Genomic DNA, 23018 nt, shown 5'->3' on the forward strand with positions numbered 1-23018 from the left:
ACAAATTATGTGAAAAAGTGCTGGATTGTCGCCACATTGTTAACTGATTGTGTAATCCGCCCCTTGGATCCTGCGGCAGTCCCGGTCGAGGGCCGCGCTCAGCGCGCGCAGTCGCGCGCCGTCTCGAGCCCGGGCTGTCCTTGCATGTCGTGGTATTCGGGCGGCAGCGTCTGCACCTCGCGAACCGCCACGCGGTGGCCGGCATTGCGCAGCGCGTCGGCGAAGCGCCGCTGCAGCACGAACGGCGTCACGTTGTCCAAGGCATTGCCCAGCACGAAGACCTGGCGCCGGTCGCCGCGCACCACCCCACCGATGTGCGCCAGCGGGTCGTACATGCCTTGCACCGCGGCCAGGGCACGCGCGCTCGGCGGCCCCTCCCCCGCCATCTCCCGGCGCAACCGCACCCGCTCCTCGTAGGCGAAGGCGGCCGAGGTCATCACCACGCAGCGCAGGTCGGTGCGGCCCAAGGTGAGCATGGCCGCCGCCGCGGTCGCGCCGCCGCTGTGCCCCACCAGCACGAACTGCCCGATGCCGTGGAGGCGCTTGAGCGCATCGAGCGCCGCGTCGATCGGCGCGAACTCCTCCACCAGGCGCCGGCGCCGTCCATGGTCGCCCGAGGAGCCGTAGGTGCCGGGGCGCGCCATGAAGATCCACGGCACGCCGGCGCGGTCGCGGCTGCGTTGCGCATCGCGCGTGCGCAGGGCTTCGGTGTTGCCGGGAATGCGCGTGGGCGCCAGGTCCATTTCGTCGTCGCGGTCGCCGGAGAACTGCACGATGGCCACGCGCGCACCCTCGATGTCGCCGCTCGCGAAGTAGCGGATGCAGGCCGGCCCTGCGGACGGCTGCACCCACAAATAGCCGGCGCGGTCGGGGCAGTGGGCGCGCACGGCCGGCTGGTTCCAGAGCAGCGCCGCCTCCGGTACCGCCAGGGGCGCGCGCACCTCGGGGGCGCTGCGCTGGGCGCAGGCCGCCTGCGCCAGGGCCAGCAGCACGAGTGCGAAACGGGCATGCCGCCGGACAGCGCCCGCCGCCTTCATAGCTTTTCCAGCAGCACGGAGACGTCGCCGAAGTCGGACTGCTGGCGGTCGCCCTTCACCAGCACCAGGTCGCCGTCGCGCAGGATGTCGCCGAGGTAGCCCGCGAGCTGCGCCGCATCGTCGAAGTGCGGCCCGAGCAGTTCGGCCGGCACCTCTTCGCGCAGCCAGCGCATCTCGTCGCCGTGCGTCACCAGGTGCTGGATGCCCGACGCCAGCAGCGGCGAAGCCAGGCTGCGGTGCATGGCCTCGGCCTCGTTGCCCAGGTTGATGATGCGGCCCAGCACGCCGATCTTGCGCAGCACCGGCCCGGCCTGCGCGTGCTGGCAGGTGCGCACGAAGTCCATCGCGTTGCGCATCGACATGACCTCGGCATTCCAGCTGTCGTCGATCAGCGTGGCCTGCACGCCGCCCTGCGTGCGCAGCGCGCGCATCTGCATCACCGAGGCGGGCAGCCGCACGTGCGGCATGCGCGCGCACGCGGCCTCGCCATCGAAGCCCATGGCCAGCAGCGCGGCGAAGGCCAGGGCCGAATTGCGCACCAGGCCCGCGCTCTCGATGGGGAAGACATATTCAAAGGCGCGCCCCGCCGTCGCGATGCGCACGCGGCAGCCGCCGCCGGGCTCGGGCCGGGTGTCGAGCACGCGGATGTTGGCGTCGGGCCCACGGCCCACCACCCAGATCGCGCCCGCGGTGCGCGCGGCGGCCTGCACCACCTGCGCCAGGCAGGGAATGTGGTCGGCCACGATGGCCACGCCGCCGGGCTCCAGGCCCAGGAAGATGCGCGACTTGAACTCGGCCGTGAGCTCCAGCGTCGAGGCCTGGCGGGTCTGCGACAGGCCGATCTCGGTGACGATGGCCACGTGCGGCCGCGCCACCAGCGCGATCGGTCCGCGGTCCATCCAGAGCCCGCTCTGCGCCATCTCGAGAATGCACACGTCGGCATCGGCCGCCAGGTTGGCCAGCATGGCCGGCACGCCGACGCGCGAGTTGTAGTTGTCGATGGTGGTACGCACGCGCGCGGCCTGGGGCAGCAGGTCGCGCAGCATCGCGATGGTCGACGACTTGCCGACCGTGCCGGTCACGCCCACCACCAGGCCCTGGTAGCGCGCCCGCGCGGCCGCGCCGAGCGCCAGCAGGGCACGGATCGGGTCGTCCACCTGCAGCAGCGGAAAGGCCGGATCGAGCCCGTCCACCGCCTGCGAGACCATGGCACCGGCCAGCGCATGCTGCAGCCTCGGCAGCTCGAGGTGGCGGTCCCAGTTGTCCGGACGCGGCTTGCTGTAGCTCTCGTGCACGGCCAGCGTGCGGTAGTCGGATGCGACGAACAGCGCGGGCCCCGGCAGCATGGCGATGTGGCTCGACCCGCGCACCACCGCGTTGACGCACCAGCCCGGCGGCGGCTCGACCAGCCAGCGGCCGCCCGTCACCTGCTGCAGTTGCGCGGCCGTCCAGAGCGGCGCGGGCTTCGGGCCCGCACCGGGGCGCAGGGCGGCCAGCACGGGTGCCGGGCGCTCGGGCAGCGGCACCGGAAAGTCGGGCACGCGCAGGCCGCACCACACGGGCAGCAGGCGTGCGGACAGGTCGGTCGTGCTGCCGCGCACGCGCACTTCGAGCCGCAACACATCGCTTTCGAGCAGGCCGGCGCGCGGTGGGCGCAGGCCATAGCGGTCGCGGTAGATGCGACCGGGCTCCCAGCGGCTGGTCGGCCACATCCAGTCGCAGGGGTCGTGGTCCATGCCCTCGCCCCAGGGCGGCATGGTGGTGCTGCGCATCGGCAGCGCGCGGAACTGCACGCGCAGGTCGGCCGTCACGGGCGCGTCGACGGTCCAGAAAGACTCGACCCACAGCATGCGGCGCCCGACGATCTGCCGCGGTGTGCAGCGCAGGCCCAGCAGGCGCATCGGACCGATCTGCAGCGGCGCCATCTGCGCGCTGGCCGGCACGGCGTCGACCACCCATTCGGGGCGCGGCGCGCGCACCGGGTCGACGAGGGTCAACGGCAGCGGCCCCGATGCGGCGGCGCCCTCCGGCGCCGGCCTGGACACCAGCCGCTCGGGCGGCGACAGCCGGATGGCGCAACGACCGCCGGGCCTCGGCGCCATCTCGGTGCCGAGGGCGCGGCACTGCGCGGCAAAGCGCGCGCTCGCGGCCTCCGCCTGCGCGCCCTCGAGTTGCTTCGACACACCGAAGCCGACGCCGACCGGCGTGAACAGCACTTCCTCGACACCGTGCAGGCCCAGCGTCAGCGAGAACACGCCCGAGTCGCCGAAATCGTTGCGCACGGAGTCGAACAGCAGGTCGCCTGCGTCGTGCAGGATCGGACGGCCGCGATGCACCTCGATGCCCTGCAGCACATGTGCCGACGTGCCGAGCACCGCATCGGCGCCCGCGTCGACGATGGCATGGCCGACCGCGATCTCGGCGCGCGAAGGCGCGGTCTCGAGGTTGGCGCCCCAGTGCACCGCCACCAGCACCACGTCGGCCTCGCGGCGCGCGGCCTCGATGCGCGCCGCGAGCGTGGCCGTCCAGGCGGCCGGGTCGTCGAGCGACAGCCAGGCCGCGCCGGGCTTGTGGGCGGTCGCGGCAAAGCGCGGCTGCGTGGCGTCGAGCGAGAACAGCGCCACGCGCACGCCGCCCGCGCGCCGGAAGGCCGGTCGCAGCGCGGCCTCCAGCGTGCGGCCGGTGCCCGCATGGGCGATGCCCGCGGCGTCCAGCAGTCCCTGCTGTTCGACAAGTGCCTCGGGGCCGTAGTCGCCGCTGTGGTTGTTGGCGGTGGCGACCATGCCGATGCCCGCCTCGGTCAGCACCGCCAGCATCTCGGGCCGGGCACGGTAGTAGTACGGGCCGGCCTCGTCCTTCTCGACGCCCTGCTCGCCGGTGGTCGCGACCACGCATTCGAGGTTGACGATGCGCAGGTCGGCCTCGCGCAGCGCGGCGATGTCGCCGAGCACCCTGTGCGCCCCGCCCAGCTCGCGCGTGCGGTAGTGCTGGCGGCGCGCCAGGTTGACGTCGCCGCCCCAGGCGACCACGCCGGATGCTGCGCCCGTCGCAGCCCGCTGCGGCAGTGCCGCCACGTCCACCGGCAGCGCTTCGCGCGCCTTCAGCAGCCGGTGGTAGGCCACATAACCCGACAGGTAGTGCTCCACGTCGTCGATGCGCACGCGGAAGCTGTGGTGCCGGATGAAGAAGCCGCCGAGGACGCGCCCCGGGTTCTTGAAGAACATCGCGAGCTCGGGCCAGAAGTGGCCATTGAGCAGGTAGCGCGCGCGGTAGGCCAGCGCGCGCTCGAACTTGGCGAGGTCGAAGCCGTCGAGCAGGTGCACCCGCGCGGGGTCGGCCTGCAGCCGCGTGACCATCCGCTGCGCCGCCATCATCAGCTCGAGCAGCGTCGGGTAGGTTGTGATGCGCTCGAGCACGAAGTCGAGGTAGCCGCGCACGTTGTCCAGGCCGAAGCGGTAGTAGCGCTCCTCGGGCCGGTAGAGCGTGAGCTCGTTGATGCAGTAGCTCAACCAGTGGTCGTGCGCGCGCCAGTGTTCGGCCTCGATGAAGTACGCCACCGCCTTCTCGACGGTCTGCAGCCAGCGCGGGTCGCGCGTCAGGCCATAGAGCCGCATCAGGCCGAAGGCTGCCTCGCCGTCGTAGTAGATGGTGCGGTGCGCGGCCTTGAGGCCGAGATCGGGATGCAGCAGCACGTGCACGAAGCGACCCGTGGCCGGGTCCTGCATGTGCACGATGCCCAGCGCCAGCTCGGCCAGCAGCGGCAGGTACTGTTCGTCGCCCGTGAGCTCGGTGTACTTCACGAAGGCCAGCAGGCACACGGCGTTGCCGCCCAGCTTGATCTCGTCGCCCAGGTCGACCAGGAAGGCCGCGCGCTGGCCGTCGGGCAGGTCGAGGTGCCGGATCAGCGTGCCGCGCAGGTAGGCCAGCGCGGACCGGATCGCGGCCATCTGCGAGGCCCGGAGCGCCGCATCCTGCGTGAGCTCCCAGCCTTCGAGCAGCGCATAGGTCGAGCTCGCATGGCGCAGCGCGTTGTAGGTCGGGATCGGCCGGTCGAAGCAGGGGAACCAGCCGTAGTGGTACTCGCCCGATGGCTTGACCTGTGCCGCCAGGTAGGCGGTGCTGGTGTGCACGATCTCGCGCACGGCCTCGGCGTCCCAGCGCGGCAGCTGGCGGTAGCCGTGGTTCGGCCCCTGCTGTTCGATCGCGTGCGCCGACGCGCCATCGGTGAAGACCGCCCGCGTGCTGAAGATCCACACCAGCTGCGCGGGCTCCGTCGGCCATTCCAGCGCCTGGCCGAAGCGGCGCTTGCCGTAGCCCGCGAGGTTGATGGCGTTGGGCATCGCCGACTCCGCCGCGTTGTCGTAGAGCAAGGCGTTGGCGCCGATCTCCGGCTCCAGCATCGCGATCGAGAGGTCGGCGGTGAACGCGATGCCGAAGCGGAAGTAGTTGCGCTTGATCGCGGCGAACAAGGCCTGCAGCGCGTCCCAGCGCAAGGCCTCCACCACGTCGACCGCATCGACGCGCAGCCAGACCGTCGGCTGCGCCTGTGCCTCGGCCCATTCGGTCACCAGGCGCTCTCCTTCGCGCCAGGCCTGCGCCAGATCTGTCCCTGCCGCGCGCAGCACGTGTGCGCGCGTCTCGAGGTTGCCGAGCGAGAAGAAGAGCGTGCAGGCCGGCCGCTCGCCGGTCGCGACAGACGCATCGCGCGCCGCCCATGCCGTCTCCAACGCAGACTTCGCCTGTCGCAATAGATCGTTCGTATTCATTTCTTGCGGAATCTAGGGAGCGCTGCCGCGAGAAGAACGTCGGCCGGCGCGTTGACGATTCTGAATGCATTCTTGACCGTTGCGCCGCATGCCTGGCTGCACGTTTCAGCGGGTGGGGGGCGAGCGGCGTTCAGCGTGCGGACAGGGTGCAGCGCTTAAGCTGCGCGATCCCCAACGCTCGTCGGTCCGAACCGCCCCACCCTTCCCATCTCACCCGTACGCCATGCTCAAGATCCATCACCTCGGCCGCTCCCAGTCGGAACGCATCGTCTGGCTTTGCGAAGAACTCGGCCTTCCCTATGCGCTGGAGCACCATGCGCGCGACGCCGTCACCAAGCTCTCGCCGCCCGAGATCAGGGCACTGCATCCGCTGGGCGCGGCGCCGCTGATCGAGGACGGCGAGCTGCTGCTGGGCGAGTCGGCCGCCATCGTCGAATACATCATCGTGAAGCACGGCGGCGGCCGCCTGAAGCCCGGGCCCGAGCATCAGGACTACGCGGCCTTCCTCTACTGGTTCCATTTCTCCAACGGCAACCTGCAACCGGTGATGGGCCGGATGATGATGGTGGGCCGCGCCGGGCTTGCGCCGGAACACCCGGTGCTGGCCTCGGCACAGGACCGGCTCGACCGCGTGCTGACACTGGTCGAAGCGCGGCTGGGCGAGGTGCCCTACCTCGCAGGCAGCGAACTCACGGCGGCCGACATCATGAGCGTGTTCACGCTCACCACGATGCGCCTGTTCCAGCCGCTCGATCTCGCGCCCTATTCGAACATCCGCGCCTACCTGCAACGCATCGGCGAACGGCCGGCGTATCGCAGGGCGATGGCGAAGGGGGATCCGGGGTTCGTGCCGATGCTGGACTGAGCGCGGATGGTGCGGCGTGCCTGGCAGGCCGCAGCCACAGCCTTGTCGAGCGGAGGGGTGCCGATGAGGCGGTGGAGCGGGTGAAGGGAATCGAACCCTCGTCAGTTGCTTGGGAAGCAACAGCTCTGCCATTGAGCTACACCCGCATTTCTCGGCTCGCGCCTGAAGACCGGGCCGCGCATTCCACGTGAACGGCCGGGTGCACATTATGCCGTGCGCGGCATCGCGCTTTTCGCGTCTTGTGCCCTTCGTGGCACCTGTTTTGCGCCGCGCGTCTTCAGCCTGCCTTCAGCCTCCCTTCAGCCCCTCTACAGCTCCCGTCGGTACCTTGGAAGCACGCACCCACCGCGGTGCGCAGCCCCTAGCCTTCCACCGACGGAGCCCCTTTTGCCTTTACCCAGTCTTCATCAGTTCGAACATCGCAGGCATCTGCTGCGCGCCGCCACCGCCCTGCCCGCCGCCCTGCTTCTCGCCGCCTGCGGCGGTGGTGGCAGCGATCAGCCCGACCCGCTCGCGCCGCCTTCGTCCATCCAGGTCACGGACCGCCACGTGCCCGTGGCGCCCGGCGTCTCGCTGCATGTGCGCGACTGGCAGTCCGGCCGTCTTGCCGGCCCCACCTTCGTGCTGCTGCCTGGCTTCGGTGCCTCGGCGGCGCACTTCAACAGCCTGGCGCGTGCGCTCGCGCAGCGCGGACGGGCCATCGCCATCAGTTGCCGCGGCTTCGGCCGGTCGGACAAGCCGCTGCCCGACGACACCCACCGCTACGACACCGGGACGCTGGTCGACGACGTGCATGCGGTGCTGCAGGCGCTCGGCGTCGACCGCATCGTGCTCGGCGGCCACTCCATGGCGGGCAACCAGGTCACGCTGTTCGCGGGGCGCTACCCGGAACGCGCGCGCGGCCTGGTCTACCTCGACACCAACTTCGACTACACCACCGTCTCGCCCGACGACAGCGACGACCCCTCGCTGGCCGAGCCCTCGCCCACCGAAGCCGACACCGCCTCGGTGGCCGCGATGATCGCCTTCAACAAGCGGCTCAACCGCAACTGGTCGGCACCGATGGAGGCCGACCTGGTCGACAAGCTGGAGGTCAAGGCCGACGGCAGCGTTGGCTTCAACACGCCCGACGCCGTGGCCGCCGCGATGTACATGGCGGGGCGGCAGTTTTCCCCGGATTACAAGGCCCTGCGCGTGCCGGCCCTGGTGCTGACGGCCCTGCCCGGCGACTGGCGCGACATGTGCCCGTGGCTCGCCACCGATGGCGATGCGCAGACCAAGGAGACTGCGAACGCGTCGGTGCGGCTTTTCAACCGTGTCCGCTCACCCGATGCCGACCGCCTGTTCGCGGCCTTGCCAACCGGCAGCCAGCGCGCGCTGTTCCAGCCCGCCACGCATGTGGACTTCTTCATCGAACGCGAAGCGGAGGTGCTGCGGCTGATCGACGGGATGGGCTGGCGCTGACCCGCGCATCGCCGGCTCGGCCTCAGGCGGCCAGCCGCGCGCGCACGGTCGGCTGCGCATAGGGCAGCCCGGTCAGGCGCGCCCGTGCCGTGCCGTATTCCTCGACCAGCCGGTCAACCACCGCGGCCACCGGCTCGATCGAACGGATCGATCCGAGCCCCTGGCCCGCCGCCCACACATCCACCCATTTGCGCGCGCTCACGGGCTGGCTGCTGTCGTAGTGGCGTGTGGGTGGCGGCGGCATGTTGTCGGGGTCGATGCCCAGGGCGCGCAGCGACGGCTTGAGCCAACTCGCCGGCGTGCCGGTGATGCCGGCGCTGACGATGAGGTCGTCCACCGTGCCGTCGACCACCATCTGCTTGTAGGCGGGCGCAGCCATGCTCTCGGCCACCGGGATGAAGCGGGTGCCCATGTAGACGTAGTCGGCACCGCTGGCGATCGCACCGGCCACGCCCCAGCCGTCGCTGATGCCGCCGCCGACGATCAGATGGCCGTCGAAGAAGTCGCGCACCGCGCTCACGAAGGCAAAGGGCGAAAGCGAGCCCGTGTGGCCGCCGGCCCCGGCCGAGACACATGCCAATCCGTCGGCGCCTGCGGCGACGGCCTTCTTCGCGAGGCCGATGCTGGTCACGTCGGCGAACACCAGTCCGCCGTAGCCATGCACCACCTCGATGGCCGGTTTCGGGCTGCCGAGCGCGGTCACCACCACCGGCGGCCTGTACTTGGCCACCAGCGCCAGGTCTTCCGCCAGCCGCGTGTTCGACGAATGCGTGACGAGGTTCGCGCACCAGGGCCCGATGGTGGCCGCGGGCTGCGCATCGCGTGCGGCCGCCAGGCCCTCGGTGATCTGCTTCATCCAGTCGTCGAGCTGCGCGATGGGCCGCGCGTTGGGCGTGGGAAACGCACCGATGATGCCGGCCTTGCAGGCGGCGAGCACGAGCTCGGGGCCGGAGATCAGGAACATCGGCGCGGCAAAGACGGGAAGGCGGAGGTCGAAGGGTTGCGATTTCATGGAGTGGATGCGTTCTGGTTGTCGGGATGCGCGATGCGCGGCGAGTCCGCTCAATCGAGCGTGAGCCCGCCCTACTCGCTGGCCTTGAAGCCGGAGATCTTCACGGCCTCGGCCCAGCGCCTGGAGTCGGTGCGTGCAAACGCCGTGAATTCCTCGGGGGTCGAAGGCAGCGTCTCGAAATCCATCTCGCGCCACTTGTCCTTGATCTCCTGGGTGTTCAGCGCCTTCACGAACTCGGTGTTGAGCCGCGCGACCACCGCATCGGGCGTGGCGGCCGGGGCCATCACCGACGCCCAGATATAGATGTCGAGATCGGGATAGCCCTGCTCGCGGAAGGTGGCCACGCCCGGCATCAGCGGCGAACGCCTGGGGCTGGTGACGGCCAGCACCTTGACCTTGCCGCTGTCCATGTGGGGCTTGACGGCCAGCAGCGGCAGGAAGGCGGCCGTGACCTGGCCGCCCACCAGGTTGGTCACGGCGGGCGGCGTGCCGTTGAAGGGCACGTGCATCATGTCGATGCCCGCGCGCTGGTTCAGGATCACGCCCGCGAAATGCGAGGAGTTGCCCGCGGTGAACGACGCGAAGGACACCTTGCCGGGATGGGCCTTGGTCCAGGCCACGAACTCCTGGAGGTTGTTGGCCGGCACGCTCGCGTTCACCGCCATCACCATGGCCGCGCCCAGGAAGTTGGTGACGGGCCTGAAGCTCTTCTGCGCGTCGTAGGGCAGCTTGCTGAAGGTGTGCGGGTTGATGGTCAGCATGCTGGTGTTGCCCAGCAGCAGCGTGTAGCCGTCGGCCGGCGCATTCATTGCGTTCTGCGCGGCGATGATGCCCGAGCCACCCGGCTTGTTGTCCACCAGCAGCGGCTGGCCGGTGTTGCGCAGGAACACCTCGGCCACCTGGCGCAATGCGGCGTCGAGCGTGTTGCCCGGCGCGAAGGGCACGACGATGCGCACCGGCTTGTCGGGGAACCTGGCCTCGGCGAACGCGGCGGCCGCGGGCCAGGCGGCGCCCAGGGTCGCGGTGCCGCATGCCGCCAGGGCCGATGCGAGAAAACTGCGCTTCTTCATGGTCTTGTCTCCGGTGCTTGTTCTTCTCGGCGTCGGTTCAAAGCAGCGTGCGCAGCAAGGCGGCCACCTGGTCCGGCGCTTCCATCGGCGTCATGTGGCCCGCGTCGTCGATCCATTCGAGCCGCGCGCCCGGTATCAGCGCCGCGAGTTCCTCGGACAGCGCGGGCGGCGTGATGCGGTCTTCGCGCCCGCACATCACCAGCACGCGCAGGTCGAGCTTGCGCAAGGCCTCGGCGTGATCGCCGCGGTCGGCGATCGCATGGTTCTGGCGGATGGCCGCGGCGGGGCCGGCATTGCGCATGACCTCGACGATGCGCTGCATCAGCGGCGCATCCGCGTGGCTCGCCGCCGCCGTGCCGAAGCTCGCCACGCCCTGGATCACCTTCTCGAAATCGCGCTCGATGGCGGCGATGGTCTTCTCGCGCACCACGCGGCCTTCGGGCGTCTCGGGGCGCGCCGAGGTGCTCAGCAGCCCCACCGCATCGGGCCTGCGGCCACCGTCGGTGCGCGCCAGCATCTCGATCGCGGTGTAGCCGCCCATCGAGAAGCCGCACACCACCAGCGGGGTGGCGGCCGGCACATCGGCCACGCAGGCCGCGGCGTCGCGGGCCATCTCGGCGATGCCGGCCTGCGTCGTGACGTCGACGATGCGCACGTCGGCATCGTCGGCCAGCGCGTCGGCGACCTCGCGCCAGACCGCCGGGGTGTTGAGCATGCCGGGGATGAGCAGCAGGACGGGCTTCATGCGGTGATTCCTTCGTGGGCCAGCGAGGCGGCCTTCTGGCGCAGCTCGCGTTTGAGTATTTTTCCGACCGGGTTGCGCGGCAGCTCGGCCAGCGTCAGCAGGTATTCAGGCAGCTTGTAGACGGCCACGCGCTTCTCGTCGCGCAGGAAGGCCACGAGGGAGGCGAGATCGACCTCGCAGCCCTGCGCGGCCACGATGCAGGCGCAGACCTTTTCGCCCAGCAGTTCGTCGGGCACGGCCACCACGGCCGCGTCGCGCACGCCGGGGCAGGCCACCAGCAGGTTCTCTATCTCCTCGGACGAGATGTTCATGCCGCCGCGGATCACCAGGTCCTTGGAGCGGCCGACGTAGCGGTAGAACTGCAGCCGGTCGCCGGCGATCTCGAACAGGTCGCCGGTCTTGTAGTAGCCCGACGCGTCGAAGGCGCCGGCCGTGAGCGCGGGCGAATCGAAGTAGCCACTGAAGATGGTCGGCCCGTCGAAGCGGATCTCGCCCGGACGCCCCGCTTCCTGGATGTCCTCGCCGGTCTCCAGGTCGACGAGGCGCGTGCGGATCTTGCGCGTGGTCGAGACGCTCCAGTCGTAGCCCTCGACACCGGCGCGCGGGAAGAACTGCGCGCGCAGCGCCGGGTCCGGGATGTCGAGGTCGGTGCCCGAGAGTGCCGCGCCCTCGTTCGAACCGAAGTAGTTGATGATCTGGACGCCGTGCCGCTCCATGAAGCCGCGCACCATCCACTCCGACAGCGGCGCCGAGCCGGAACCGATGCGCTTCAGGCGCGAGAAGTCGATGCCTGCGAGCAGGGCCTCGTTCTGCAGCAGCATGTTGAGCACGGCCGGCGGCGCCACCGTGTAGTCGATGCGTTCGTCGCGCACCTGCGCCAGGAAGATGGGCAAGGCGAAGGGCTGGTGCTGCACCACCGTGGCACCCAGCACCAGCCAGGTCGCGAAGGCCGTGGAGATGCCCGCCATGTTGACCAGCGGAAAGGGATTGAGCAGCCGTGCGTTCTTCCGGATCTGCCCCGCCTCGATGATCGAGGGCGCGATGACCAGCCATTCGTTGTGGCTGCGCGGCACGCCCTTGGGCTGCGCCTCGGTGCCCGAGGTCCAGCAGATGGTGAACACGTCGTTGGCCGTGACGTTGGCCACGCGCTCCGCTGCAGCGAGCCTTTGCAGTGCGGCGGCATCGGGTGCCACGGCCAAAGCCTTGCAGACATCCACGCACCCTTCGGGGACGGCGTCGCCGAAGGCCATCACGCCACGCAGCGAGGGATGCGTTTCGCCCAGCGCGAGGAACATGCCCGCCGCCGCATGGCCGGCATCGGGCTTGCCGATGCGCGCGAAGGTGACGGCCGCCACCGCCTGCGTCTTGTCGATGATGTGCGCCAGCTCGTGGTCCCGGTACTGCACGGGCACGGGCGTGATCACCACGCCGAGCCGCGAGCACGCAAGGTACACCGCGAACTGCTCGACGCAATTGGGCAGTTGCACCACCACCACGTCGTCGCGCCGCAGGCCTTGCGCCATGAGCAGCAGGCAGAAGCGGTCGACCTGCTCGCCCAGCTCGCGCCAGTGCCAGCGCTGCGGCGCGCCATGCGCGAAGTCGGCGCGGTTGGGCGCATCGACCACGGCCTCGGCCTCGGGTTGCACGGCCAGGTTCTCCAGGAACAGGTCCCAGAGCGTCCGGTCGCCCCACCAGCCACGCGCGGTGTAGGCCTCAATCTTGTGCTGCGGCACCAGAATCATCTTTGTCTCCTTCGCGGCGTTCGTGCGCCGTCTACCGATCTTTTTGAAGCCCGCTCACCAGCCTCGTTGAAGCCGCTCTGCGCTCACCCAGGTGGCATGGAAGCCGTTGGGCACGCGCTGCGGCAGCCGGATGCGCGCCACTGGTCCCTTGGCGATGTCCTTGGCGTCGAACACGGTGACGAAGGAGCTCTCGGTCACGTCGTCCCACATGAAGCCGACCAGGTAGCCGTCGTCTTCTTCCTTCCAGTCGTCCCTGGGCGCGAACGGTGCCTCGCTGAACCACTTGCCCACGCCTTCGTGGTAGGTGGTGCAGGTGTCCTGCTCGAGGTCGTAGCGCACGAAGCCGCAGAAGCGCGGGTCTTCCGCGCGGTTGCTGCGGCCCATCAGCACGTTCCATGAATAGCGGGTCTTGTAGCCCTGCATCCACGAGTTGATGACCGGAAATTCCTGGTTGATGATGTCGTCGATCACGCGCTCGGTGGTCTGTCCGGTGCGCAGGTTGAAGCGCCACTCCATGAACATGAAGTCGTGCTCGAGGTTCGCCAGCATCTTGGGGAAACGTTCGACCTCGACGTTGCCGCGCCAGTCGCGCGGCAGCCGGAACGGCGTGCCCGTCATCACGATCTCGGTGCCGCCCTGGCCGTCGTCCTCCTCCCAGGCGTTCGACACGTGGTACATGTAGGTCGGGCTGGCCTCGAACCAGCGGATCTGCTCGGGCGTGCCGTGCCGCGGGATCACGCCGAAGCGCGAGGGCAGCGTGTGGTGGAACTTCAGCTTGTGGCGCCCGGCCGCGAACGCGTCCATGTCGTAGAACAGCGGCAGGTCGTGCACGATGGTGTAGTTGGGCGTGATCGCCATGTCGTGCGGCAGGCGCGGGCCGGGCAGCTGCACCGGCATGAAGGTCTTGAGCTCGCCGTGGCGGTCCATCACGCCGTAGTGCATGTAGGGCGCCTCCTTGCCGTAGGCGAAGAACAGGAACTCGCCCGTGCGTTCGTCCACCTTCGAATGCGCCGACACGGGCAAGGCCTTCATGCGCTCGTCGAGTTCGAGCTTGCCCACGGTCGACAGATCATCCGGGCGCACCCGGTAGACCGCGCCGCCCAGGTACCACATCGACACCAGATGGCCGGCGTAGAACTTCACGTCGGTGTTCGAGGTGTTCTTCACCGGCATGTCGGGCCGGTCCTTGCGCGGCGGGTCCTTGATGCCCTGCCACAGCGCGCCACCGGCGGCCTGCTCTTCCCTCAGGCCGTCGGTCTGGACCCAGCGGTTCTGGTAGTAGACGCGGCCCTTGTCGAAGCGCACCGCGTGCAGCATGCCGTCGCCGTCGAACCAGTGGTAGCGGCCCTCGGCCTCGAAGCGGCGGTTCGGCCCGTTGCGCACGTACATGCCGTTGAGGTCGGCCGGCACCGCCCCCACGATATCGGTGAGCTCGCAGTCGAGTTCGGATACGACCGGCTCGAAGCCGCCCTGCAGAACCGGAATTTCAATGGCACCCATGGTATGTCTCCTTCAACGTGTAGGGGCCGGCGAACGTGCGGGACGCCGGGACTGTGTGATGCAGAAGCGCCCGGCCACGAACGCCATGTCGGTCAGGCTGGCATTGCCGGCCGGGTTCAGGCCGGTCACGTGGTAGTCGCTGTAGGCCGCCGCGAAGTTGAGCGGCATCGGGCCGGTGAGGTTGATGGTGAGCTGCGCCCCGGCGCGCGCGTAGGCATCGACGGCGCGCGCGATGAAGGCCTCGTCGGTGGCGTACAGGAAAGCCGTCAGACCGCCGAACTCACGCACGTCGGTGGTCGCCTGCCGCAACGCATCGTCCGCGTCGTCGCAGGCGATCACGAAGCTCACGGGGCCGAAGCGCTCTTCGCCGTAGAGGTCGCGATCGCGCTTGTCGAGCTTGACCATCAGCGGCGTGCGGGTGCGGGCCTCGGCGAACTCCGGGTGCGCATAGGCGCCGGGCACCAGCAGCAGCTCGCCGCGCCGCGCGCCCTCTTCCTGCAGTTGCGCGAGCAGCGCCAGGGTCTGCGGCGAAGCGATGGCGGCCAGGATCATCGAGGCCTTCTTGCCGTCCTGCGCGATCGCGCCCACGGCATCGGCCAGCCGGCGCGCCACCTCGTCGAAGCCCACCACGCCCTGCGGCGTGCGAACGCCATGGCGCGAGATGTAGATGTTCTGCGGGCTGGTGCACATCTGCGCGCTGAACATGCACAGCGTGGTGGCCAGGCTGCGCAGCACGGCATCGAGGTCGTCCACCGCATCGATGACCACGGTGTTGCAGCCGGCCGTCTCGGTGAAGCACAGCGCAGGGTGCGCGTTCTGCTCGACCCACTGGCCGAATCGGACGCTGCCGGTGAAGTCGACGATGGCCGTCTTGGGATGCTTGACCAGCAGCTTGCCGAGAGGCTCGGCGCTGGTGTCCAGAGCCATCGTCACGAGGTTGGGGTCGAAACCGAACTGCGCCAGCACCTGGCGGAAGACGCGCACCGTGAGCGCGATCGGCAGCACCGTCGCCGGATGCGGCTTGAGAATGACGGCATTGCCCGTGGCCAGGCTCGCCATCATCGACGGCCAGGCGTTCCAGGTCGGGAAGCTCGCGCAGGCAAAGCACACGGCCACGCCGCGCGGGACGATCCGGTAGTGCTTCTCCAGTTCGATGTTCGCACTGCCGAAACGACGCGCCCAGTTCGCGCTGGCCGGCACCAGGCGCATGGCCTGCTCGGCATGCACCAGCGCCTCGATGCCCCGGTCGAGCGCATTCACGCCCGAGCCTGCATAGGACATGTTGAAGCTCTGGCCGGAGGTGTGCATCACCGCATGGGCCATCTCAAAGATGTGGTCGCGGTAGAGCACATCGATGACTTCCATGAGCACCGCGATGCGCACCTCGATCGCGGCCTTGGACCAGCTGCCGATGGCGACTTCGGCGGCATCGAACAGCGCGTCGACGTCGGCACGGCGGTAGGTCACGCCCAACGGTTGCTGGGTGTACGGCGAGATCTCCTCGGCGGCGCGCGCAGGACCGTCCTCGAGGCCGGGCTGCGCCAGTGCAAAGGGCCGGCCCAGGTGCGCCTCGAATGCCGCACGGCCGCGCGCCTGCGCCTGGGCGCTGTCGGGGTACTGGGCCGGGGTCTCGGGAAACGGGCTCCAGCAATGGCGCTCGCGGCAAGCCTGCTGCGCACGTTCGAAGACACTGCGGTGACGTTGCACCAGCGTGGCCAGATCCTGTCCGTTCAAGATGGTTTCCTTCATGCGATTTCCCTTTGGTGTTCAGCCCAGTAGCGCTTGCGCAGCGCCTTCTTGTCGGGCTTTCCGAGACCGGTGAGCGGCACCTGGTCGACAAAATCGATGGTCTTGGGCACGCACACCGCGCCCTTGCGTTCGCGCACGTAGGCGATCAAGGCCTCCGGCGTGGCCGCATGACCGGCGCGCAGCACGACCACGGCCTTCACCGCCTCGCCCCACTTGGCATCGGGCACGCCGATGACGGCGACCGCAGCCACGGCCGGATGCGCGCTGAGCACGTCCTCGATCTCGCGCGGGTAGACGTTGAAGCCGCCCGTGATCACCATGTCCTTCTTGCGATCGACGATGTGGAACAGGCCCTGGCTGTCGCGCCGCGCCATGTCGCCGGTGCGCAGCCAGCCCTCGCGCACCGTGGCGCGGGTCTGCTCGGGCTGGCCGTGGTAGCCGCTCATGAGCAGGTCGCCCCGCACGCAGATCTCGCCGACCTCGCCGTGCGCGACCGCCTGTCCGTCCTCGTGCATCAGCGCCACGTCGACGCCCGGGAAGGGACGGCCCGCCGCGGCCAGTTGCAGGTCCGAGGCGTCGGCATGGGCCTGCTGGTCCAGCAGCAGGATGGTGTTGGGCGCCTCGGTCTGGCCATAGGTCTGCACCAGCACCGGACCGAACAGCTCCAGCGCCTGGCGGATGCGCGAAGGCGATGCGGGCGCCGCGCCGTACACCAGGGCGCGCAGGCTGCCGAGGTCATGGCGCCGCGCCTCTTCGTGCGCGTCGAGCAGCGCGTACAGCATGGTCGGCACGATGAAGGTGTGCTGGATGCGATGCCGCGCCACGGCCTCGAACCAGCTCGGCACCGTGAAGCCGTGTTGCAGCACGACCGTGCCGCCGCGCGCCAGCGTCGGATAGATCAGCGAGCCCGCACCGTGCGAGATGGGCGCCGAGCACAAGGTGCGCACGCCGTCGGGCCAGTCGATGCCCGCCAGCCACAGCTGCGTGTTGGTGCGCATCGCACGGCTGCTGAGCATCACGCCCTTGGCGCGTCCGGTGGTGCCGCCGGTGTAGGCCAGCCGCACGATGTCGCCGGGCTCGCCCACCACCTGCAATGCGGCGTCGCCGCGCGCCTCGTCCGTGTTGCGCCAGAAGCCGGGCACGCCGTCGCCCTCGTCGTGCGAGCGCCATTGCAGGCCCGGCGGGCAGTGGGCGCGTAGCCAGTCCATGCGCGCGGCCTGTGCATGCTCCGACACCACGAGCCGGGCCGCACAGTCGGCCAGGATGGCGGCGTGATCCTGCGCGCCCGCGGCGGTGTGCAGCGTGACCGAGCGGTAGCCGCCGATGTAGCAGGCGGCCATGAGGCAGAACGTCTCGATGCGGTTGCCCGCCAGCTGCGCCACCGCGTCGCCACGCCGCAGGCCCAGGGCTTCGAGGCCGGCCAGTGCCTGTGCGATGCGCCGGCCCAGTGCTTCGTAGCGGATCGCGCAGTCGCCGTCGATGAAGGCGACGCGCGGGCCGAAGCGCGCGATGGCCTCGACCAGCAGGTCGCCGATGCGGCCGGTGTCCGGCGGCAGGGCCAAGGAGGGCGCGGCCAGCGGCCGAGACGGGTTCTTCGTCATGCTTTCTCCAGGATGGTGACCGCCGCGACGGCTTCCTCGCCGTCGTAGAAACCCCCACCGTTCTCGGCCGCGGCCAAGCGGGCGCCCTGCACCTGCCGCGCACCGGCTTCGCCGCGCAGCTGCATCACCAGCTCGTGCAGTTGCACCACGCCGGTCGCCGCGATCGGGTGGCCCTTGGACACCAGCCCGCCCGACACATTGACCGGGATGCGCCCGCCCAGCCGGGTCATGCCCCGCTCGGCGAGCGAAGCGCCCTCGCCCAGCCCGCACAGGCCCAGGTTCTCGATGTGGCGGATCTCGGCAAAGGAAGTGGCGTCATGCACTTCGGCGACGTCGATGTCCGAGGGCGAGACACCGGCCGCCTCGAAGGCCGCGATGGCCGCGATGCGGCCGATGTGCCGGTCGAAATCGTCCGGGGCGCGCTGCACGCCGCTGGCCAGCTTGGTGGCCCGGATGCGCACCGCGCGGGACGGCTCGAACCGCTTCAGGGCCGTGTCGGCACACAGCACCAGGGCGCCGGCGCCGTCGCTCATCGGCGCGCACATGGCGCGCGTGAGCGGCCAGCTCACCATGCGATCGGCCAGCACCTCGTCGACCGTCATCGCATGGCGGTACTGCGCCAGCGGATTGAACTGGGAATGCCAGTGGTTCTTGGCCGCCACGGCGGCCATCTGGCGTTGCGTGGCGCCGTAGGTGAGCATGTAATGGCGCGCCATGGCGGCATAGCTGTCCATGAACACGCTGCGCTCGCCGTCGTGCATGGCTTCGGGCGGCAGGGGCAGGTCGGCCGACAGCGCCTGTTGCCGGGCCAGCTGCTCGCCGGCGAGCGCCAGGTCCATGCTGCCGCGGAAGGCCTCGAACATCTTCTCGCGCTGCAGCGGGTAGTGCATCTTCTCGGCCCCGACCACCAGCGCCACATCGCACTCGCCCGCACGCAGCGCGGCAAAGGCCTGGTTGACGCCGGTGGACGAACTGGCGCAGGCGTTGTCGCAATTGACGATCGGGATGCCTTCGACCCCCATGGCACGCAATGCCACCTGGCCGCGGATGCCATGCTGGCCTTCGAGCACGCCTTGCCGCGTGTTGGAGAACCAGGCGGCCTGCACGTCGGCCAGCACGCAACCGGCGTCTTCGAGGGCCGCGTTGACGGCCGCGGCCGTCAGTTGCTTGATGCTCAGCGCCTCGTGCTTGCCGAGCGGCGTCATGCCTGCGCCCACGATGAAGATGTCTCTCACTCGGAAGTCCTTTGACGGGTCTTTTTCCTCCGGCCTCGCGTCGTTCCTTGCGACGCTGGAGCCCTTGCGATGTCTGAATTGTGATAGTTTCAAGCCCTCACTACCCCTCAATCTTCCACATATTGGAAATTCGATGAAAAACCCGGCAGGCTCCCAAACCGTCTCGCGCGCCATCGAACTGCTGCGCCTGGTGTCGAGCGGCGGACGCGCGGGCATGCGGCTGTCGGCGGTCGTCGAAGCCAGCGAATTGAGCCGCCCCACGGCCCACCGCCTGCTCAAGGAACTGATCGACGGCGGCCTGCTCATGCGCTCGGCCGACAAGCGCTACTTTCTGGGCCAGTTCGCGTACGAGCTCGGCCTGTCGGCGGCCGCGCACTTCCACCTGCGGGACCTGTGCGCGCCCTTTGTCGAACGCATCGCGAACGAGACCGGCGACACGGTGTTCCTGGTGGTGCGCAGCGGCGCGGACTCCTTCTGCCTCGACCGGCAGACCGGCGCCTATCCGGTGAAGGTGTTCTCGGTCGAAGTCGGCAACCGCCAGCCGCTGGGCGTGGGCGCGGGCGGCCTGGCGCTGCTGAGCTGGCTGCCGGAGAAGGAACGCCAGGCGATGATCGATCGCAACAGCGCGCGCCTGCCCCAGCATGGCGGACTGACCGCGTCGCACCTGGCCAAGCTGGTGGAAGAAGCGCGCCGGCAGGGCCATTCGCGCATCGTCGACTTCGCCATCGCGGGCGTCACCGGCGTCGGCATGCCGGTGCTCGACACCGCCGGCCAGCCGACTGCCGCGTTGAGCGTCACCTCGATCTCGATGCGCATGACGCCACAGCACCAGGCCGAGGTGCTGGGGGTGCTGGGGCGCGAAGTGGCGCGGCTCAAGACCGCGCTGATGCGGCCCGCGCCGGCCGTGCACTGAGTTCGGCTCAGGCGCTTTTCTGAAGCGGTGGCGCGGAGCGCAGCTGAAGCGCCCGGTCGCCCCCCGGCACCATCACCAGCGGCAGGTCGCCCGCCGGCGTGGCGCCGTCCACGAGCGCCCCGGTCACCTGCATCTGGGCCTGCTGCAGCAGCTCGAAAGGCGACAGCACGGTGGCCCCCATGGCACCGGCCTGCTCGAAACGCGCCTCGCACTCGGCGCAATCCAGCACGGCGAAATGCGCCGAGAGCAATGTATCGAGCAGCGCGCGGTGCTCGATGCGCAGCGCACGGCTGGCAAAGCGTGCGTCCTGCGCGAGTTCGGAACAGCCCAGCGCATCGCAGACCAAGACGAATTGCGCCTGCGTGGTCACGGCCACCAGGAACCACCCGTCGCGGGCCTTGAAGGCGCCGTTCGGCGAGCTGAACAGCGCCGGCGACGCCCCTCCCGCGCGCGCGATTTCCAGCAGTCGCGGCCCGAGGAAGCTGGCCGCGGCTTCCATCAGGCTCACTTCGAGCGGCCCGCCCGCGCCGAAGCGCCAGCGGCGGATCAAGGCGCCCAGGACGGCCTGGTAGGCGTAGAGCCCGGCCAGCATGTCGACCGCGAAGAAGGGGAAGGTGCGCGGCCCTTCGGACGCGCTTTCGTTGATCTGCATCCAGCCGCAGAAGGCCTGCATCACGCCGTCGACCGCGGGGCGCTGCGCCAGCGGACCGCTCTGCCCATAGCCCGAAACCAGGCAATGGACCAGTTCGGGCCGCCCTTCGGCCAGCGTCGCATAGGACAGGCCGAGCCGGTCGATCACGCCGGGGCGGAAGCTGGCGAGCACCACGTCGCTCTTGTTGGCGAGTTGCCGCGCGGCGGCGCGGCCTTCGGCCTGGCGCATGTCGAGCGTGCGCGAGGTCTTGCCGCGGTTGAGGTACCAGGAGTGCGGACTGTGATCGCCCACGCGCTGGCCCAGCGCGCGCAGCCAGTCGCCTTCGGGCGGCTCGATCTTGGTCACCTCCGCGCCATTCATCGCCAGGAGCAGGCCGCAATAGGGCCCTGCCACACCTTGCGAAAGATCGAGCACCTTGACGCCGGCCAGCGGGAGGGACATGGGATTCGAGGACATGCGGACGATTTTGTGGGCGCCCTGCCCCAGGATGGCGGGCAAACGTCCACATACCGGGAATTCGGTGCACGCGGGCCCCACACCCCACCGGCATCCGGGCCGACCCGCGGCGCGCCCATGCGCCCACGGCCGGCCCGCGGTTGCCGGCGCGCGAACGGACCGGCTCAGACCGTCAAGGCGGTCGCATTCAGACGTTCACGCAGGCGCACCACCGCCGCATCGAGCAGCGCGCTTTCCGGCACCTGGCGGCGCTGGTACTCGGCCATCAGTTCGGCGGCGACGAAGTCCGCGCAGGTGGCCAGCCGGCACACGGCCATCTCGCCCATGCAGAGTCCCTGGTAGCGGATGTAGACCTTGGGAAAGTTCACGCTCAAGGCCTCGGCCGCATCGGACACGCAGGCCGACAGGGACGTCAGGCCACGGTCCACATAGCAGGCGGGCGGAACCGGACCGCCGTTGCGGGGTGCGCGGATGCTGTAGGTGTAGGAGCGCTCGTGGCGCTGGACGAACTCGAGAACGGGCTGCATCGTCAACTCTCCTGACGGGCCGACGCTGCAGGGCCGCGTCGGCGGGGCCTGGAGTCTACCGCCGGCCACGGCCATTGCAACGGCTTTACAAGGCCCGGGCGGGCGCCGACATCAGTCGCGCAGAACTTCTTCGGCATCGCCTTGCGCGCCGGGCAGGCGGGCCAGCAACTGCTGCGCGTCGTCGTCGAAGCCGCCCATGGGCTGGGCCTTGGCGAGCGCCATCCAGACGCCGAAGGGCATGCGCGGCAGCACGCGGTGCACGGCAGGCCGGGCCACCACCAGCCGGCCCTGCTCGAGCATCAGCACGCCGCATTCGGCGGGGATCTCCTCGGGCGTGGCGATCGGGCGGTCGCGCGCGTCGCGGCCCAGCACGTACCAGCACTCGCCGCCCAGGTCGAGGTAGGCGGCGCGCTTGCCGGGCTTGCGCAGGTCGGCCATGAGGTCGGCGCGGCGCACCTTGATCTCGTGGACGATGGGCTGCGCATAGGCCTCGACGCTGGTGTTGCGGATCGAGAACACATCGGGCCGCGCGATGCACCAGCGCGGCGCCTCGCCCTCGGTGGCGCCCGGCACGCGGGCGCGCAGGCTCAGGCCGCGCCAGGCGATGCGGCCGTTGCGCGTCATCTCGCGCGCCACCTGCTCGACCAGTGCCTCGTGCGCCGACAGCGCGGCGCGGTTGACCACCAGGCTGTCGGCGATCAGCGCGATGCCGCGGTCGGTGACGCGCAGGGTCTCGTGGCCCAGCGCCGAACGCTGGCGCGCCAGCAGGCCGGCTGCGAGCAGGTCGACCTCGATGGCGTCGCAGCAGGGCCAGCCGGCGGAGCGGTAGACCTCGCGCAGGCGCCGCGCATGCGTGCGGCCCAGCACGATGTCGCCGGGCGGCGGCTCGATCACGGGCGGGGGACGGCCGGGGTCCGTCACGGGTGGCGCGGCCGGCGGCGGGTCGCCTTCGGGCGGCGGTGGCGGCGGTCCGCCGGGTGGCGGCACATTGAGGGGCGGCACCGGGTCGACGGGCACGTCGGTGCCCTGATGGCGCAGGGTGGTCATGGACATGGGCACAGGTTAGTACCGGACGCCGACCCTGTCGACCCTGGGGCCGCGCCGTAGCGGCGCAACACTTCGTAGCGGGCGGTCGGCACGAAGCGGGACCAGACCAGGGCGAAGTCGTTGACGGGCCAGTCGACGGAGGGCATCTCGGCAGGCGGCACCGCATGCTTCACGTTGCGCGCGATGGTGACGTGCGGCGTCCATTTCGTGCCTGCCTGCAAGCCCACGCGGCGCAGGGGCCGCAACAGGCGGTCGTGCAGGTCCCGCAGTCGCTCGTTCTCTTCGGGCCGCACGACGGCAACGCCCCAAAGCTCCGGCGTTCGCAGGCTCAGGTGCGTCTTTTCCATCCGGACTTCGGCCAATGCCTCCTGCAAATCGAGGGCCCGCGACCGTTCGACCTCAGCAAAGAAGTGCATCGTCAGATGCAGGCGGTCCGCCTTCGTGAAAAGTGCTGCGCTCGGCATGAACCATGCCTGGCGCTGCCGTTCGATGGCGCCTTGCGTTGCCTCGTCGGGCAGCAAGCCGAGGAACAGGCGTTGGGTCTGCGCGCCGGAAAACAACTCGCGAGACGGCAGATGCAGAGTTGGAAACAGCTCGCCCTGATTGGGCGAAACGTAGCGTGTTCTTGGCATGACGG

Annotated in this window: 17 protein-coding genes and 1 tRNA gene; 3 read left to right on the forward strand and 15 right to left on the reverse strand. The window is 69.9% G+C overall.

Annotation, left to right across the window (positions count from 1 at the left end; genetic code table 11):
* Positions 1-98: 98 nt before the first annotated feature.
* Together K0H49_RS24910 and K0H49_RS24915 are read right to left on the reverse strand one after the other, a co-directional pair.
* Positions 99-1037 (reverse strand): alpha/beta fold hydrolase, encoded by a 939-nt coding sequence (locus K0H49_RS24910; RefSeq protein ID WP_219218380.1) that lies wholly within the window; start codon positions 1035-1037, stop codon positions 99-101.
* Positions 1034-5803 carry a CapA family protein gene (locus K0H49_RS24915; protein WP_219218382.1) on the reverse strand — a complete coding sequence of 1590 codons (4770 nt, stop codon included), beginning with the start codon at positions 5801-5803 and terminating at the stop codon, positions 1034-1036. Before K0H49_RS24915 ends, K0H49_RS24910 begins: the two co-directional genes overlap by 4 nt.
* Positions 5804-6026: 223 nt before the next feature.
* On the opposite strand from K0H49_RS24915, the gene K0H49_RS24920 reads away from it, so the two are divergent.
* Positions 6027-6668, forward strand: coding sequence for a glutathione S-transferase family protein (locus K0H49_RS24920; protein ID WP_219218384.1), 642 nt, complete (start codon positions 6027-6029; stop codon positions 6666-6668).
* A gap of 72 nt (positions 6669-6740) precedes the next feature.
* On the opposite strand, the gene K0H49_RS24925 is transcribed toward K0H49_RS24920, so the two are convergent.
* Positions 6741-6814, reverse strand: a tRNA-Gly gene (locus tag K0H49_RS24925).
* Positions 6815-7055: 241 nt separating this feature from the next.
* On the opposite strand from K0H49_RS24925, the gene K0H49_RS24930 reads away from it, so the two are divergent.
* Positions 7056-8132: an alpha/beta fold hydrolase gene (locus tag K0H49_RS24930; protein WP_219218386.1), complete on the forward strand. Its 1077-nt coding sequence runs from the start codon at positions 7056-7058 to the stop codon at positions 8130-8132.
* 22 nt (positions 8133-8154) lie between these two features.
* On the opposite strand, the gene K0H49_RS24935 is transcribed toward K0H49_RS24930, so the two are convergent.
* The 8 genes from K0H49_RS24935 to K0H49_RS24970 form a co-directional block, all read right to left on the reverse strand.
* Entirely contained in the window at positions 8155-9144 is a 990-nt protein-coding gene (locus tag K0H49_RS24935; protein WP_219218388.1) for an NAD(P)H-dependent flavin oxidoreductase, read from the reverse strand.
* 71 nt (positions 9145-9215) lie between these two features.
* Positions 9216-10214, reverse strand: a complete 999-nt coding sequence (locus K0H49_RS24940; RefSeq protein ID WP_219218389.1) for a Bug family tripartite tricarboxylate transporter substrate binding protein — start codon at positions 10212-10214, stop codon at positions 9216-9218.
* 37 nt (positions 10215-10251) lie between these two features.
* Entirely contained in the window at positions 10252-10959 is a 708-nt protein-coding gene (locus tag K0H49_RS24945) for an alpha/beta fold hydrolase (RefSeq protein WP_219218391.1), read from the reverse strand.
* Positions 10956-12701, reverse strand: a complete 1746-nt coding sequence (locus K0H49_RS24950) for a class I adenylate-forming enzyme family protein (protein WP_219218393.1) — start codon at positions 12699-12701, stop codon at positions 10956-10958. The genes K0H49_RS24945 and K0H49_RS24950 overlap by 4 nt, the downstream gene beginning before the upstream one ends.
* 54 nt (positions 12702-12755) lie before the next feature.
* Complete coding sequence (locus K0H49_RS24955; RefSeq protein WP_219218396.1) at positions 12756-14201, reverse strand: carotenoid oxygenase family protein; 1446 nt, start codon at positions 14199-14201, stop codon at positions 12756-12758.
* 12 nt (positions 14202-14213) lie between these two features.
* On the reverse strand, positions 14214-15950 hold the full coding sequence (paaN, locus tag K0H49_RS24960; RefSeq protein WP_219218398.1) for a phenylacetic acid degradation protein PaaN: 1737 nt from the start codon (positions 15948-15950) through the stop codon (positions 14214-14216).
* Entirely contained in the window at positions 15947-17551 is a 1605-nt protein-coding gene (locus tag K0H49_RS24965; RefSeq protein ID WP_219218400.1) for an AMP-binding protein, read from the reverse strand. Before K0H49_RS24965 ends, paaN begins: the two co-directional genes overlap by 4 nt.
* Entirely contained in the window at positions 17548-18786 is a 1239-nt protein-coding gene (locus K0H49_RS24970; RefSeq protein WP_219218401.1) for a thiolase family protein, read from the reverse strand. The genes K0H49_RS24965 and K0H49_RS24970 overlap by 4 nt, the downstream gene beginning before the upstream one ends.
* A 133-nt stretch (positions 18787-18919) precedes the next feature.
* On the opposite strand from K0H49_RS24970, the gene K0H49_RS24975 reads away from it, so the two are divergent.
* Complete coding sequence (locus K0H49_RS24975) at positions 18920-19699, forward strand: IclR family transcriptional regulator (protein WP_219218403.1); 780 nt, start codon at positions 18920-18922, stop codon at positions 19697-19699.
* Between the two features lie 7 nt (positions 19700-19706).
* Here K0H49_RS24975 and K0H49_RS24980 read toward each other — a convergent pair whose 3' ends face one another.
* The 4 genes from K0H49_RS24980 to K0H49_RS24995 form a co-directional block, all read right to left on the reverse strand.
* On the reverse strand, positions 19707-20807 hold the full coding sequence (locus K0H49_RS24980; RefSeq protein WP_219218406.1) for a CaiB/BaiF CoA transferase family protein: 1101 nt from the start codon (positions 20805-20807) through the stop codon (positions 19707-19709).
* A gap of 164 nt (positions 20808-20971) precedes the next feature.
* Positions 20972-21334 (reverse strand): hypothetical protein, encoded by a 363-nt coding sequence (locus tag K0H49_RS24985; protein ID WP_219218408.1) that lies wholly within the window; start codon positions 21332-21334, stop codon positions 20972-20974.
* A 111-nt stretch (positions 21335-21445) separates the two neighbouring features.
* Positions 21446-22387: a hypothetical protein gene (locus tag K0H49_RS24990; protein WP_257625117.1), complete on the reverse strand. Its 942-nt coding sequence runs from the start codon at positions 22385-22387 to the stop codon at positions 21446-21448.
* A complete protein-coding gene (locus tag K0H49_RS24995) occupies positions 22378-23013 on the reverse strand; it encodes a 2'-5' RNA ligase family protein (RefSeq protein ID WP_219218410.1) in 636 nt (211 codons plus the stop codon). Before K0H49_RS24995 ends, K0H49_RS24990 begins: the two co-directional genes overlap by 10 nt.
* Positions 23014-23018: the final 5 nt, after the last annotated feature.

Origin of the sequence: Variovorax boronicumulans (assembly GCF_019352895.1) — a bacterium.
Lineage (GTDB): Bacteria > Pseudomonadota > Gammaproteobacteria > Burkholderiales > Burkholderiaceae_C > Variovorax > Variovorax boronicumulans_A.

Coding starts and splice junctions, on each gene's coding strand:
- K0H49_RS24975 (WP_219218403.1), top strand. CDS start 18,920: ATGAAAAACCCGGCAGGCTCCCAAACCGTCTCGCGCGCCATCGAACTG.
- K0H49_RS24950 (WP_219218393.1), bottom strand. CDS start 12,701: ATGATTCTGGTGCCGCAGCACAAGATTGAGGCCTACACCGCGCGTGGC.
- paaN (WP_219218398.1), bottom strand. CDS start 15,950: ATGAAGGAAACCATCTTGAACGGACAGGATCTGGCCACGCTGGTGCAA.
- K0H49_RS24955 (WP_219218396.1), bottom strand. CDS start 14,201: ATGGGTGCCATTGAAATTCCGGTTCTGCAGGGCGGCTTCGAGCCGGTC.
- K0H49_RS24965 (WP_219218400.1), bottom strand. CDS start 17,551: ATGACGAAGAACCCGTCTCGGCCGCTGGCCGCGCCCTCCTTGGCCCTG.
- K0H49_RS24995 (WP_219218410.1), bottom strand. CDS start 23,013: ATGCCAAGAACACGCTACGTTTCGCCCAATCAGGGCGAGCTGTTTCCA.
- K0H49_RS24940 (WP_219218389.1), bottom strand. CDS start 10,214: ATGAAGAAGCGCAGTTTTCTCGCATCGGCCCTGGCGGCATGCGGCACC.
- K0H49_RS24935 (WP_219218388.1), bottom strand. CDS start 9,144: ATGAAATCGCAACCCTTCGACCTCCGCCTTCCCGTCTTTGCCGCGCCG.
- K0H49_RS24990 (WP_257625117.1), bottom strand. CDS start 22,387: ATGTCCATGACCACCCTGCGCCATCAGGGCACCGACGTGCCCGTCGAC.
- K0H49_RS24910 (WP_219218380.1), bottom strand. CDS start 1,037: ATGAAGGCGGCGGGCGCTGTCCGGCGGCATGCCCGTTTCGCACTCGTG.
- K0H49_RS24920 (WP_219218384.1), top strand. CDS start 6,027: ATGCTCAAGATCCATCACCTCGGCCGCTCCCAGTCGGAACGCATCGTC.
- K0H49_RS24985 (WP_219218408.1), bottom strand. CDS start 21,334: ATGCAGCCCGTTCTCGAGTTCGTCCAGCGCCACGAGCGCTCCTACACC.
- K0H49_RS24915 (WP_219218382.1), bottom strand. CDS start 5,803: ATGAATACGAACGATCTATTGCGACAGGCGAAGTCTGCGTTGGAGACG.
- K0H49_RS24945 (WP_219218391.1), bottom strand. CDS start 10,959: ATGAAGCCCGTCCTGCTGCTCATCCCCGGCATGCTCAACACCCCGGCG.
- K0H49_RS24980 (WP_219218406.1), bottom strand. CDS start 20,807: ATGTCCTCGAATCCCATGTCCCTCCCGCTGGCCGGCGTCAAGGTGCTC.